This window comes from Streptomyces flavidovirens DSM 40150, from assembly GCF_000429085.1.
GTDB lineage: Bacteria > Actinomycetota > Actinomycetes > Streptomycetales > Streptomycetaceae > Streptomyces > Streptomyces flavidovirens.
In genome coordinates this window covers 340,064-353,515 of record NZ_AUBE01000003.1, presented here as the reverse complement: position 1 = coordinate 353,515, position 13,452 = coordinate 340,064, and the positions used below count along the sequence as shown (strand labels likewise).

At 72.1% G+C, this 13,452-nt stretch carries 13 protein-coding genes; 3 read left to right on the top strand and 10 right to left on the bottom strand.

Annotated elements, in window-relative coordinates:
* Positions 1 to 96: 96 nt before the first annotated feature.
* From G412_RS0106835 to G412_RS0106825, 3 genes are read right to left on the bottom strand one after another with little or no spacing between them, the layout of a single operon-like run.
* Positions 97 to 777 carry a response regulator gene (locus tag G412_RS0106835; RefSeq protein ID WP_028811423.1) on the bottom strand — a complete coding sequence of 227 codons (681 nt, stop codon included), beginning with the start codon at positions 775 to 777 and terminating at the stop codon, positions 97 to 99.
* A complete protein-coding gene (gene macS / locus G412_RS0106830; protein ID WP_028811422.1) occupies positions 774 to 2,009 on the bottom strand; it encodes a MacS family sensor histidine kinase in 1,236 nt (411 codons plus the stop codon). The genes G412_RS0106835 and macS overlap by 4 nt, the downstream gene beginning before the upstream one ends.
* Before the next feature lie 25 nt (positions 2,010 to 2,034).
* Positions 2,035 to 2,766 (bottom strand): lysophospholipid acyltransferase family protein, encoded by a 732-nt coding sequence (locus G412_RS0106825; protein ID WP_028811421.1) that lies wholly within the window; start codon positions 2,764 to 2,766, stop codon positions 2,035 to 2,037.
* Between the two features lie 176 nt (positions 2,767 to 2,942).
* On the opposite strand from G412_RS0106825, the gene G412_RS0106820 reads away from it, so the two are divergent.
* Together G412_RS0106820 and G412_RS0106815 are read left to right on the top strand one after the other, a co-directional pair.
* Positions 2,943 to 3,722, top strand: a complete 780-nt coding sequence (locus G412_RS0106820; protein ID WP_028811420.1) for an alpha/beta hydrolase — start codon at positions 2,943 to 2,945, stop codon at positions 3,720 to 3,722.
* Positions 3,715 to 4,428 (top strand): hypothetical protein, encoded by a 714-nt coding sequence (locus G412_RS0106815; RefSeq protein WP_028811419.1) that lies wholly within the window; start codon positions 3,715 to 3,717, stop codon positions 4,426 to 4,428. Before G412_RS0106820 ends, G412_RS0106815 begins: the two co-directional genes overlap by 8 nt.
* 63 nt (positions 4,429 to 4,491) lie before the next feature.
* Here the strand turns inward: G412_RS0106815 and G412_RS0106810 are convergent, their stop codons facing one another.
* The 6 genes from G412_RS0106810 to G412_RS0106785 all read right to left on the bottom strand — a co-directional run bounded on the left by G412_RS0106810 (position 4,492) and on the right by G412_RS0106785 (position 9,518).
* Positions 4,492 to 5,244, bottom strand: a complete 753-nt coding sequence (locus G412_RS0106810; RefSeq protein ID WP_028811418.1) for an endonuclease/exonuclease/phosphatase family protein — start codon at positions 5,242 to 5,244, stop codon at positions 4,492 to 4,494.
* Between the two features lie 64 nt (positions 5,245 to 5,308).
* Entirely contained in the window at positions 5,309 to 6,250 is a 942-nt protein-coding gene (locus tag G412_RS0106805) for an ROK family glucokinase (protein WP_028811417.1), read from the bottom strand.
* A gap of 56 nt (positions 6,251 to 6,306) precedes the next feature.
* Positions 6,307 to 6,816, bottom strand: a complete 510-nt coding sequence (locus tag G412_RS0106800) for a DUF5304 domain-containing protein (protein ID WP_028811416.1) — start codon at positions 6,814 to 6,816, stop codon at positions 6,307 to 6,309.
* An 82-nt stretch (positions 6,817 to 6,898) separates the two neighbouring features.
* Complete coding sequence (locus G412_RS0106795; RefSeq protein ID WP_028811415.1) at positions 6,899 to 8,128, bottom strand: ArsA family ATPase; 1,230 nt, start codon at positions 8,126 to 8,128, stop codon at positions 6,899 to 6,901.
* A gap of 8 nt (positions 8,129 to 8,136) precedes the next feature.
* Positions 8,137 to 8,595, bottom strand: a complete 459-nt coding sequence (locus G412_RS0106790) for an SRPBCC family protein (RefSeq protein WP_028811414.1) — start codon at positions 8,593 to 8,595, stop codon at positions 8,137 to 8,139.
* 161 nt (positions 8,596 to 8,756) lie between these two features.
* Positions 8,757 to 9,518, bottom strand: a complete 762-nt coding sequence (locus tag G412_RS0106785) for a metallophosphoesterase family protein (RefSeq protein ID WP_078606830.1) — start codon at positions 9,516 to 9,518, stop codon at positions 8,757 to 8,759.
* A 278-nt stretch (positions 9,519 to 9,796) separates the two neighbouring features.
* Here G412_RS0106785 and G412_RS0106780 point away from each other — a divergent pair, with 278 nt between their 5' ends.
* Positions 9,797 to 11,593, top strand: coding sequence for an AMP-dependent synthetase/ligase (locus tag G412_RS0106780; protein ID WP_028811412.1), 1,797 nt, complete (start codon positions 9,797 to 9,799; stop codon positions 11,591 to 11,593).
* 654 nt (positions 11,594 to 12,247) lie between these two features.
* On the opposite strand, the gene G412_RS0106775 is transcribed toward G412_RS0106780, so the two are convergent.
* On the bottom strand, positions 12,248 to 13,402 hold the full coding sequence (locus G412_RS0106775; RefSeq protein ID WP_028811411.1) for a glycosyltransferase family 4 protein: 1,155 nt from the start codon (positions 13,400 to 13,402) through the stop codon (positions 12,248 to 12,250).
* Positions 13,403 to 13,452: the final 50 nt, after the last annotated feature.

The window sequence follows — 13,452 nt, the reverse complement described above, 5'->3', positions numbered from 1 at the left end:
GTTGTCCCTTCGCCACATTCAGCAGTGCCGTGTGGCGCCACGCTAGTGGTGACTCAGGTCACAGCGACATGGGGCGTCGGGCAATTCCGCGTCGTACTAGGCGTCGTCGAGGCCGCGTTCGATCGCGTACCGGACGAGCTCCACGCGGTTGTGCAGCTGGAGCTTGCCCAGTGTGTTCTGCACGTGGTTCTGGACGGTGCGGTGCGAGATCACCAGGCGCTCCGCGATCTGCTTGTACGACAGCCCCTTCGCGACCAGCCGCAGAACCTCGGTCTCGCGCTCGGTGAGCTGCGGCGCCTTCGGTTCGTTGGAGGAGGCGGCGGGCAACGGGGCGGAGGCCAGCCGGCGGTACTCACCGAGGACCAGGCCCGCGAGACCCGGTGTGAAGACCGGGTCCCCCGCGGCCGTGCGCCGTACCGCGTCGATGAGCTCTTCAGGCCCCGCGGACTTCAGCAGATAGCCGGTCGCGCCGGACTTCACCGCTTCCAGTACGTCGGCGTGCTCACCGCTCGCGGACAGCACGAGGACGCGCAGCGCCGGGTCGGCGCCGACGAGTTCCTTGCAGACCTGGACTCCGGGCATGCCGGGGAGGTTGAGGTCGAGGACGAGGACCTGGGGCGAGACGGCCTGCGCGCGGCGCACCGCCTGCGGCCCGTCGCCTGCCGTGGCCACCACGTCGAAGCCCGCCGCGGCGAGGTCGCGGGCGACCGCGTCCCGCCACATCGGGTGATCGTCGACGACCATCACCCTGATCGTCTGCTGTTGTTCGTCGCTCATCGCGCCTGTCCCGCCTTCCCCCGTGGAACTTTCAATTCGACTTCAGTGCCCTGGCCCGGAACGGAGATCAGCTCGGCGGTGCCGCCGATGTGCCGCAGCCGCCCGCGGATCGACAGGGCGACGCCGAGGCGCCCTTCCCCCTCGGCCTGCGCGAGCCTGCCCTCCGGAATGCCGGGGCCGTCGTCCCGTACCGTCACGATCACTTCTTCCGGCCAGTCCTCGACCAGAATCCACGCCTGGGCGTCTTCCCCGGCATGCCTGCGCACATTGTCCAGTGCGGCACTGACAGCCGCCGCGAGCTCCATGGCTGCCGCCGGTTCGAGCAGTACCGGGGCGCCGGGCTCGGCGAAGCTGACCTTCGACCCGGCGTGCGGGGCGAGGAGGGAGCGCAGATCGCAGGGCCGCGCGCCGTACGCACCGTCGTACTCGTCGTCGTCCGCCTCGACCGTACGGACCACCGCGCCCTGCGCGGCATCCTCGGAGGCCCGCGTCGCCGGTACGAGGCCGCTGGACACCAGGGTGCGCAGGGCGACTTCCTGTTCCCCGGCCATCCGGCCCAGTTCGGCCGCCTCGCCGCCGAGCGAGGTGCCGCGCCGCTGCACCATGGCGAGCACCTGGAGCACGCTGTCGTGGATGTCGCGGGCGAGGCGCTCGCGCTCACGCGTGGCGGCCTCGATCTCCAGGGCGCGGGCGAGGGTGCGCTCGGAGGCGCGGGCGACCTCGACGACGTAACCGATCGCGATGGAGGCGACCCACACCAGCAGGATGTTGTGGACTGTGTCCCGGCTGGGGTGGCCGCGCTCGACGATGTTGGCGGCGGCGACGAAGGAGGAGGCGAAGGCCGCCCAGCGCCAGCCGCCCTTGATGGCGAACGCGAGGACGGAACCCGCGGTCCATATCGACGGGAGGGTGGGGCCGTCGATCTGCTGCGCCTGGAAGTCGGCGAGCGGGGTGAGCATGATGCCGGTGAGGGCGATGGTGAGGTCGGCGACGAGGAATCGCTTGGTGCAACTGGCCGCGTTGGCCACCTTGGGGAGCGTGACCAGCGTCCAGACGGACATCACCACGAGGAACGCGACGGCCACCCACGGGCGCTCGAACTTCTGCCGCGTGAACACGAACAGGAGCACCGCGTAGAGCATCGTCAGGACGCGGTAGGCGGTGAGCGCATGCCACAGCGGCTGCTCGACCGACATGCGCACGACACGTTCGCGCTGCGTCCTGGCCACCATCATCCCCACCCCTGGACGGACGCCGTTACGCGCCGGCCCGTTCCGCCTTTTCGGCCTTGGCGGCCTTCTCCGCCTTGGCGGCCTTCTCCGCATCGGCGATCTGCCGCTTCGCCGCCGTCGCGTAGATGTCGACGTACTCCTGGCCGGAAAGCTTCATGATCTCGTACATGACCTCGTCGGTCACCGACCGGAGGATGAACCGGTCGCTGTCCATGCCGTGATAGCGGCTGAAGTCCAGCGGCTTGCCGATCTTGATCCCCGGGCGCATCAGCTTGGGTACGACCTTGCCGGGCGGCTGGATCTTCTCGGTGTCGATCATCGCGACCGGGATCACGGGCGCGCCGGTGGCCAGCGCCACGCGCGCGAGACCGCCCGGCTTGCCGCGGTACAGACGGCCGTCCGGCGAGCGGGTGCCCTCGGGGTAGATGCCGAAGAGGCCACCGCCCTTGATGACGTCGATACCGGCCTTGATCGCCGCCTCGCCCGCGCCACGCGCGCCCGAGCGGTCCACGGGGAGCTGGCCGACGCCCTTGAAGAACGCGGCGGTGAGCTTCCCCTTCACACCGGGCGAGGTGAAGTACTCCGCCTTGGCGATGAAGGTGACCTTGCGGTCGAGGACCGCGGGGAGGAAGAAGGAGTCCGAGAACGACAGGTGATTGCTCGCGAGGATCGCGGGGCCCTCGGCGGGAATGTTCTCCAGGCCCTCCACCCAGGGCCTGAAGGCGACCTTCAGTGACCCTCCGATGGAGAACTTCATTGCGCCGTAGATCAACCGAGTGCCTTCCCTTGTCTGTCGAACTGACCATAACCCGTGCCCGGCCCGCGCTCCCTACCGACAAGGCGGCCCGACGGACCTGGTCGGTGTCGGTCCGGTCGCGTACGGTGAAGGGCATCTCGCGACACCCTCATCGCACTCATGAACAGGAGACCCCGGTGCCGGTCCTTCCTGGAGCCGAGCCGTTCCGCCACGAGGGCGGAGAGGTCGGCGTCCTCCTCTGTCACGGCTTCACCGGTTCCCCGCAGTCGCTGCGTCCCTGGGCGGACCATCTGGCCGAGCGCGGGCTGACCGTCTCCCTCCCGCTGCTGCCCGGCCACGGCACGCGCTGGGAGGACATGCAGCTCACGGGCTGGCAGGACTGGTACGCGGAGGTGGACCGCGAGCTGCGCGTACTTCGCGAGCAGTGCGCCCAGGTCTTCGTGTTCGGGCTCTCGATGGGCGGGGCGCTGACGCTGCGCCTGGCCGCGAAGCACGGGGACGCGGTCAGCGGGATCGCCCTGGTCAATCCGGCGAACAAGGTGCACGGCCTGTCGGCGTACGCGCTGCCGGTCGCCCGCCATCTCGTACGTACGACAAAGGGTCTGCGCAGTGACATCGCGAAGGCGGGCGCCGAGGAGGTCGGTTACGACCGTGTCCCACTGCACGCGGCGCACTCCGTGCGGAACTTCTTCCGGCTCGTCGACGCGGAGCTGCCCCAGGTGACGCAGCCGATGCTGCTGCTGCACAGCCCGCAGGACCATGTGGTTCCGGCGGCGGACTCGGCCCGCATCCTGGGCCGGGTGTCGTCGACCGACGTCACCGAGATCCTGCTGGAACAGAGCTACCACGTCGCGACGTTGGACCATGACGCGGAGCGGATCTTCGACGAGAGTTACGCGTTCATCGGCCGCCTCGCTCCGAGTGTCGGGAAGAAGGGGAGTACGACCGGTGGCTGAGCACGACGCGGAGCCTGCGGGCCGCGAGGAGGAGCGGGAGCCGGACGGGACGGCGGGTGCGTCCGAGGCTGCCGCCTCCGGCGAGTCCGCCGGGAAGTCCGTCGACGAGGAAGCGGCGTTCGCCGCGATCGTCGCGGCGTACGGCGAGGAGCCGCCGGACCCGCCGGGCGCGAAGCCCTTCAAGCCGATCGAGGACCTCCTCCTGCCGGAGGGGGATGTCAACAGCGCCGGCGGCGACCGGCCGAAGAAGTCGCCGGGGAAGGACGCCGGGGCGGCGGCCGAGCAGGACGCGACGGAACCGGACACGCACCCCGAGACGGGCCCGGACCCGGACGCGGGCCCTGCGGACCGGGACAGACCGCTCGGCAGCTCCGTCGTCTTCGCCCCCGGCGTCGACGGCCCGCGCAACTACTCGCTCGCGGAGCCGGGCGACGACGACCTCGACGAGAGCGACGAGGGCCACTTCGTGCCGCCCGAGCCGCCGCCGCTGCCGCCCGCCGACACCACGGCCAGGTTCGCCTGGCTCGCGGTCATCGGCGGCCCGGTGCTGCTGCTCGTCGCGGTGCTGCTCCAGTGGGACATGACGTGGTGGCTGACGACGCTGGGCGTAGGCGGCTTCCTGGGCGGGTTCGCCACGCTGGTGGCGCGGATGACACACGGCGACGACGAGGACGACGACGATCCGGGCCGCGGCGCGGTGGTCTAGAAGCTATCCGGTGGCATAGGGGCGGGGAAAGATGAGCCCCCGCCCCTGTCCCCGCCCCCGCCCCTACGACGCCGGTACGCGCAGGGCCGCCAGCACCGGAAGGTGATCCGTGGCGGCCTTGAGGTCGGCCTCCGGGAGGCCCAACGGGACGCCGCAGCCCAGGACTTCGACCCCCGGCGTCGCGAAGACCGCGTCGATACGCTGATGGGGGTCGTCCGGGGTCGACGTGTACTCGCCGCCCCACGGCTTCACCGCCCAGCAGTCCTGGAGCTCCCCCGCAAGCCGGCGGAAAGTCCGGCCGTCCGGCCGTTCGTTGAGGTCGCCGCCCGCCACCGCGTGCGGTACGTCCATCTCCTTCAGGCGGTCCAGGAGCATCCCGCCCTGCGCGTACCGCTCTTCCCGCTGCAGGCTGAGGTGGCAGCTCAGTACGCCGAGCCTCGCGCCCCCGATCCGCACCACCGCCGTCGCGAACCCCCGCCGGTGCAGCCCCGGCGTGCGCGGCAGCAGCACGTCCTCCGTACGCTCCACCCGCACCCGCAGCGAACACAGCAGCAGCGGGCCCGAAGCGGTCGCCCCGCCGCCGAGCGTCACCAGGCCGCTGTGGGCGGCGAGCCACGCCGCGCGCTTTCGCCAGCGGAAGAACCGCGGCGCCTCCTGCACCAGGACGAGGTCGGGCTCGCAGGCGGTGACGACCCGGGCCAGCGCCTCGCGGTCGTCACGCATCGAGCGGATGTTGTAGCTGAGGACACGGATCACGGCCGAACCGTCAGGCTCGGTACGGGACTCGGGCAGCGTGCTCGTCGTACTCGTCGCCATGCGGATCAAGATACGGAAATGCCCGCCGCACCCCAAGAGGGCACGGCGGGCACAGGCGACGGCGTCAGCCCTGGCGGGCCAGGTCCGCCGCGCCGACCAGGCCGGCCTTGCCGCCCAGCTGCGCCGCGAGCACCTGCGCGTGCGGACGCCACTGGCCGCCGATCAGCCAGCGCCGGAACGACTTGCGGATCGGGTCGAGGACCAGCTCGCCCTCGTCCGATACGCCGCCGCCGACGATGAACGCCGACGGGTCGAAGAGCGACGCCAGGTCGGCCAGGCCTGCGCCGGCCCAGCGGGCCAGCTCGCGGAAGGAGTCGACGGCCACCGGGCAGCCCTGGCGGGCGGCGGCGCTGACGTGCTTGCCCTCGATGCCGTCGACCGTACCGTCGCCCAGGGCGAGGAGGATCTGGGCGTTCTCGGGCGTTGCGTTGGCGCGCTGCTTGGCGTACCTGACGAGGGCCCGCCCGGACGCGTACTGCTCCCAGCAGCCCTGGCTTCCGCAGCCGCACAGCAGGCCGTCGGGGACGACCCGGATGTGGCCGAACTCGGCGGCCACGCCGAAGCGTCCGCGGCGCAGCTTGTTGCCGATGATGATGCCGCCGCCGAGGCCGGTGCCGAGGGTGATGCAGATGACGTCTTCGTGGCCCTTGCCCGCACCGAACTTGTACTCGCCCCAGGCCGCGGCGTTCGCGTCGTTCTCCACGACGACCGGCAGCCCGACGCGCTGCTCGACCTTGTCCTTCAGCGGCTCGTGCCGCCAGTGGATGTTGGGCGCGAACAGGACGGTGGCGCGCTTGTCGTCGACGTAACCGGCGGCGCCGATGCCGACCGCCTCGATCTGGTGCCCCCTGCCCGCCTCTGAGACGGCCGCACAGATCGCGTCCACGATGCCTTCGGCGGTCGGCGGCGTGGGCACCTTGTGGGTATCGAGAATGGTGCCCTCTTCGTCGACCACGCCTGCCGCGATCTTCGTGCCGCCGATGTCGACGCCGATGGTGAGTCCCATGTGTCCCTCAGTTTTCGGTCGAGCCCCGCTAAGGGCAACCGTACCCGAGGAGCGGCTCAGTCCAGGTCGATGCGCTTGCCCGACGACGGGCCCTCGGGGCCGTCGTCACCGCTGTCTCCGTCGTGGTTTCCGACGTCTCCGACGTCTCCGTCGTTCTTACGGCCGGCCGGCTGCGCGGGCCCACGGGTCCAGCGGCCCTCCTGGCCCTGGACCGCCGAGCGGTAGGCGGCGAGCAGCTCGTTGCCCGCCGCGGCCAGGTGGTCGAAGACCTCCGGGTTGCGCTCGATGACGGGCTCGACCGCGGACTTCGCCTGGTTGATGAGCTCGCTGACCGTGCCCTGCCCGGCCATGCCGGGCAGCGCCGACTGGAGCGAGGCGAGCTTGTCGGCGACGGCGTCGACAAGCTTGCGCAGTTCCTCGGCGGCCGACCCCGGCTGCGCCCCGTCGTTCTCGGTGCGACGGCGGGCCTTCTCGGCAGCGAGGTCCTCGGCGCATGCCTTCGCCCACGCGTCGGCGTCGGGGGCCTCGGCGGGCTCGGGCGAGGGACGCTGGGTGGCATCGCTCATGGCGGACTCCTGCGGGAGAGCGGCGGTTCGTACGGTGCGTACGCCTCGTACCACCGACGTTACCCGAACGGCCGCAGCCGGTTCACTTCGTCCCCGGCCACAGCCGGGGGTCCGGCGTGAACCGGATCTTCAGCACGCCGCCGGTCAGGCCGGCGCCCGAGACGTCGCAGCGGCGCAGGGCCGAGGGCAGGGTCAGGATCCGGCGGAACGGGCCCGCGTCGAGGACGAGTTCGTCGCCGCGGCGGACCAGGCCGAGTTCTTCCTTCACGTCCCCGGGCAGCGGCACGTGCCAGACGAGGACACCGTCGTCGGCGAGCCGGTCCTCCACGGGCCAGGGCTCGTCCGGGCTCTCGTGCCCCGGTTCCACGGCCAGGGCCCCGCCCGCCGCCAGTGCGTCGAGGTCGTCGAGGCCGCGCGGATCGCCGCCGAGGTGGCGCACCTCGCGCACCGGCGCCGCCGGCCGCCCGGCGCCGTACCACTCGCCCCACTCGGCCAGGCACTTCTGCTGCTGGGCGGCGAGCGTCGCGAGCCAGGTGTCCGGGGAGTCCTGCGGCAGTGTCCGGTTCGCCGTCACCGTCTCGACGCGGAGGCCGAAGAGGGCCAGTCCGGTACGGGCGGTGCGCAGGGCGTCGGCTCCGGCGGGTCCGGGCTCCGCGACCAGCCGTACGGTCGTGTCCGGGTCCGCGAGCAGGGCCTCGACGGCGGCCAGTTCCCCGTCCCAGCGGGCGGCCGTCTCGTACAGCCACTGCGCGGGCATCGGGACGCCGGCGAGCTGGGCGAGCATGGGGCGCAGCGCGCGGGCCGCCTGGCGCTCGGGCGGCAGCAGCCGGCGCAGGTAGCGGCGCAGTTGTCCGGGGAGGGCGAGGGCGGCGAGGGCCGTGTGCAGCGGCGGCAGGTCGACGACGACGAGGTCGTACGCCTGAGCCGTGCCCCGCGGCTCGCCGCACGCCCGGAGCGCCCTGAGCAGTGCGAACTGTTCGCTGCCCGGCAGTTCGGTCAGTTCCTCGGCGGCCAGCCGGTTCGCGCCGAGCAGGTCGAGTACGGAGGCCGCGCGCTCCTGGAGGGAGAGGAGTTCGGCGCGGAAGTGGGCGCCGGAGTCGACCCTGGCGGCCCACAGGCCGGGCGCGGCCTCGGCCGGTGCGGAGCCGGGCGGGCGGGGCGTGGCTGTGCCCAGGGCCGCGCCGAGGGTGTCCGCCGGGTCGGTGGACAGGACCAGGACGCGCTCCCCGCCCCGCGCGGCCGCCAGGGCGGTCGCGGCGGCGACGGTGGTGCGGCCCGCGCCGCCGGGGCCGGTGACGAGGACCGTACGCATGCGCGGCATCAGCCCTTCGGCTGGCTCGGGTTGCTCTCGACGCGCTTCTTCAGACCGGCCAGAGCGCGGTCGATGATGACCTTCTCGGCCTTGCGCTTGATCATGCCGAGCATCGGGATCTTGACGTCGACGGTCAGCCGGTAGGTGACCTCGGTACGGTCGCCGCCGCCCACCGGGGCGAGGCTGTACGAGCCGTCGAGGGCGCGCAGCATCTGCGACTTGACCAGGGTCCAGCTCACCTCGTTGTCGCCGGTCCAGGTGTACGCGAGCGTGTGGTCGTCCTTGATCGCGCCGGCGTCCAGGAGCAGTCGTACCTGCTCGGCGCGGCCCTGGGCGTCGGTGGCCAGGACCTCGGCCTCCTTCACCTCGCCGGTCCACTCGGGGTAGCGGGCGAAGTCGGCGATCACGCCCATCACGTCGGCCGGTGCCGCCTCGATCGTGATGCTCGAGCTGGTGTGTTCCGCCATCGCTGTGGCTCCTCCAGTGCGGTTCCGGTCAGGGGGCACGTACTCAGGGGTCGGGTACCGCCTCAGGGCATGTACTCAAGGTCATGCACCGCCTCGCCTCAGGGGGCATGTCCGCGTGAAGGCTACCGCGACCGGCCGGGCCGCAATTCACCGCTCCGGGCTCACCACTCCAGGGCCCAGGGGCGGCCGGTGGAGGCGAAGTGGCCGACGTTCACGCATTCCGTGGCGCCGACGCGCATGCGCTGGGCCTGCGGCTGGTGGACGTGGCCGAAGAGGGCGTATCGGGGGCGGGTCTTGCGGATCGCGTCCAGCAGGGCCCGGCTGCCGCGCTCGAACCGGCGGGCGACGGTGTCGTACACGAGCTCGGGGACCTCGGGCGGGATGTGCGAGCACAGCACGTCGACCTCGCCCAGCGCCTCGACCTTGGCGGCGTACTCCTCGTCGTCGATCTCGTAGGGCGTACGCATCGGTGTCCTGAGCCCGCCGCCGACGAAGCCGAAGACGCGGCCGCCGATCTCGACGCGCTCGCCGTCGAGGACGGTGGTGCCGGGCAGGGCGTACTCGGACCACAGCGGCGGCATGTCGACGTTGCCGTACGTGGCGTACGTGGGGGTGGGGAACGCCGCGAAGAGCTCGGCGTACTGCTTGCGGACCGCCGCTTCGGTGGCGGCCGCGCGGTCGACGCCCGCCCACAGCCTGCGGCCGAGTTCCCTGGCCTCCTCGAAGCGGCGGGCGGTGCGCAGCTCGACGATGAGGTCGGCGTTCTCGGTGCCGAAGAGTTCGGGGAAGATGCCCCGCGAGTGATCGGCGTAGTCGAGGAAGAGCACCAGGTCACCGAGGCACACGAGCGCGTCGGCGCCGTCCCCCGCCCTGGCCAGATCCCTGGCGTTCCCGTGTACGTCGCTGACCACATGCACTCGCATGCCGATCACCCTAGGACGCCGCGGTCCCGCCTGGGTAGAGGGGGCCGGACCTGCGGTTACTTCCCGGTCTCGGCGTAGTTGCACTAGTCTGCGCGAAGCACCGCCACCGCGTGTGACGCAGCGAACATCTGGCCGGAACCCCCTATCGGGAACCGACTACTGGTGGGTAACGTCCGGGCAGTCCAACCGTGCTCACCCCACTGAGCACCTGCCCGGTCTTGGACCGCAACCGACGCGCACACCGACGTGGCGCCGGCGCCCGATGAGGAGCAGCAGTCTTGCGCGAGTTCAGCCTTCCGGCCCTGTACGAGGTCCCCTCGGACGGCAACCTGACAGATCTCATCCGCCGCAACGCCACGCAGCACCCAGATGTGGCGGTCATGAGCCGCAAGGTCGCGGGTGCCTGGACGGATGTCACCGCCACCGAGTTCCTCGCCGAGGTCCGCGCCGCCGCCAAGGGCCTGATCGCCGCCGGCGTGCAGCCGGGCGACCGGGTCGCCCTGATGTCCCGTACCCGTTACGAGTGGGTGCAGATGGACTTCGCGATCTGGAGCGCGGGCGCGGTGACCGTGCCGGTGTACGAGACCAGCTCCGCCGAGCAGACGCAGTGGATCCTGGGCGACTCCGGCGCGGTCGCCGTGATCGTCGAGAGCGACGCGCACGCCGCCGCCGTCGAGTCCGTACGCGACCGGCTGCCCGCCCTGCGGCACGTGTGGCAGATCGACCAGGGCGCCGTGGAGCAGCTGTGCGGCTCGGGCGCCGAGGTCACCGAAGAGACGGTCGACGAGCGCAGCACGAGCGCCAAGGCGGACGACCCGGCCACGATCGTCTACACCTCGGGTACGACCGGCCGCCCCAAGGGCTGTGTGCTGACGCACCGCAGCTTCTTCGCGGAGTGCGGCAATGTCGTCGAGCGCCTGAAGCCGCTGTTCCGTACCGGCGAGTGCTCGGTGCTGCTCTTCCTGCCGGCCGCACACGTCTTCGGCCGGCTGGTCGAGGTGGCGTCGGTCATGGCGCCGATCAAGCTCGGCTGCGTACCGGACATCAAGAACCTCACCGACGAGCTCGCCGCCTTCCGGCCGACGCTGATCCTCGGCGTGCCGCGTGTCTTCGAGAAGGTGTACAACTCGGCGCGCGCCAAGGCGCAGGCGGACGGCAAGGGCAAGATCTTCGACAAGGCCGCGGACACCGCCATCGCCTACAGCCGCGCGATGGGCACCCCGCAGGGCCCGTCCTTCGGCCTGAGGCTGAAGCACAAGCTCTTCGACAAGCTGGTCTACAGCAAGCTGCGCGCGGTGCTCGGCGGCCGCGGCGAGCACGCGATCTCCGGCGGCGCCCCGCTGGGCGAGCGCCTCGGCCACTTCTTCCGCGGCATCGGCTTCACGGTGCTTGAGGGGTACGGCCTGACGGAGTCGTGCGCGGCCACCGCGTTCAACCCGTGGGACCGGCAGAAGATCGGTACGGTCGGCCAGCCGCTGCCGGGGTCGGTCGTGCGGATCGCGGACGACGGTGAGGTGCTGCTGCACGGCGAGCATCTCTTCTCGGGGTACTGGAAGAACGAGACGGCCACCGCCGACGCGCTGACCGACGGCTGGTTCCACACCGGTGACATCGGCACGCTCGACGAGGACGGCTACCTCGCGATCACCGGCCGCAAGAAGGAGATCATCGTCACGGCGGGCGGCAAGAACGTGGCCCCGGCCGTCATCGAGGACCGCATCCGCGCGCATGCGCTGATCGCGGAGTGCATGGTGGTGGGCGACGGGCGGCCGTTCGTCGGCGCGCTCGTCACTCTGGACGAGGATTTCCTCGGCCGCTGGTCCGCCGAGAACGGCAAGCCGGCCGGTTCGACCGCGGCCTCGCTGCGCGAGGACGCGGAGCTGCTCGCGGTCGTCCAGCAGGCGGTGAACGACGGGAACGCCGCGGTGTCGAAGGCGGAATCGGTGCGGAAGTTCCGGGTGCTGCCGACGCAGTTCACCGAGGAGGCGGGTCACATCACGCCCTCGCTCAAGCTGAAGCGCAATGTGGTGGCGAAGGACTTCGCCGACGAGATCGAGGCGATTTACCGGGGCTGACGGACGGTCATGGCGTGCGGTGGTCCGCCGGCCGGACCGGAGCCCGCAGGGCCGCGGTCATCGCGCACCGCGCGCGGCGGGAGCCAGCCGCACCGGAGCCCGCAAAGCCGCCGTCATCGCCCACCGCGCGGCGGGGCCAGCCGGACCGGTGCTCGGCCCCGCCGTCATCGCGCACCGCGCGCGGTGGCGGCCAGCCAGGCCGGAGCCCCGCAAGCCGCCGTCATCACGCACCGCACGCGGCGGCGGCCAGCCGGACCGGAGCCCGCAAAGCCGCCGTCATCGCGCACCGCGCGCGGTGGCGGCGCGGCCGCGTCACGCGGCGGCGCACTCGACGGCGAACGCCGCGAGGAGGCCCGCCACTACGGCGAGGCTGCTGCCACCGCGGGCGGATGCGCGATGACGGCGGTTCGGACGGCTGGTGAGTCGGGCGGAGCGGCGCGCCGGCCTCACGGCACCCCAGTGCCCCACTGCCCCACTGCCCCAGGGCCGCAGTGCCGCTCTGCCCTGTCGGCCGAGGGAGGCGACGTGAGCGCCCGCGCCGATGCCGGCCGTCAGGGTGCCGCAGGGCCTTGACGGCGGCGATGCGGTCCCCTCAGGCCCCGTCGTCAGTGGCCACGCCGGCGGTAGCGCCAGCTGGGCGCCGCCCCGCCGACGTCACAGCAGCGTTTTGAGTTTCTCCGCCAGCAAGTCCCAGCGCCACCTCTCCTCGACCCACTCCCGGCCCCGCTCCCCCATTCGCCGCCGCAGCTCCGGGTCACGCAGCAGCGTGACGATCCGGTCTGCCGACTCGTCGGCGGCGACCGCCGCGGGCCCACCGCGCACCACCCAGCCGGTCTCCCCGTCGAGTACGGCGTCGGGCGCCCCGCCCGAGTCGCCCGCGACCACGGGCAGTCCGGTCGCCGACGCCTCCAGGTAGACGATGCCGAGCCCTTCGACATCGAGCCCGCCCCGGCGCGTACGGCACGGCATCGCGAAGACGTCACCCGCGCCGAAGTGCGCCGGCAGCTCCTCCCACGGCACGGGCCCGGTGAAGCGCACCGAGTCCGTGACGCCGGTCTCGGCGGCCAGCTTCTTCAGCTCCCCGGCGTACGGTCCGCCCCCGACGACGAGCAGCACCGCGTCGGGCACCTCGCGCAGGATGCGGGGCATCGCGAGGATCAGCGTGTCCTGGCCCTTGCGGGGCACCAGGCGGGACACGCACACCACCACAGGCCGGTCGGTGAGCCCCAGCCGCTCGCGCACGGCGTCGCCGCCGGAGGCCGGGTGGAAGGTCTTCTCGTCGACGCCCGGCGGCAGCTGGACCATGCGCGCGGCGGCCTGCGGCGTGAGGGCGGCCGCGATCCGGGAGCGCGTGTACTCACCGAGATAGGTGATCGTGTCCGTACCCTCGCCGATCCTGCGCAGCAGTTGCCGGGAGGCGGGAAGCTGGGCCCAGCCCGCCTCGTGGCCGTGCGTGGTGGCGACGATCCGATTCGCGCCCGCCTTGCGCAGTGCGGGAGCCATCAGCGCGAGCGGCGCGGCCGCCCCGAACCACACGGACGTACAGCCGTGTTCGCGCAGCAGCCCGGCCGCCTGCCGGGTGACGCGCGGCGTCGGCAGCAGCATCGTCGTCCGGTCGCGTACGACGGTGAACGGCTGCTCGGCGTCGAAGGCGGCGGTCGCCTCCGCGCCCTCGCTGCCGCGCTTCCAGGTGGAGGCGTAGACGACGAGCTGCTCGGGGTCCAGGCGCAGCGCCATGTTGTGCAGGAACGCCTGGATGCCGCCGGGGCGGGGCGGAAAGTCATTGGTCACGATCAAGGTCTTGTGCATCGCCGCCGACAGTACCGAACGGCCCAGCTCCTTGGCTCGCGCGGCCGGGG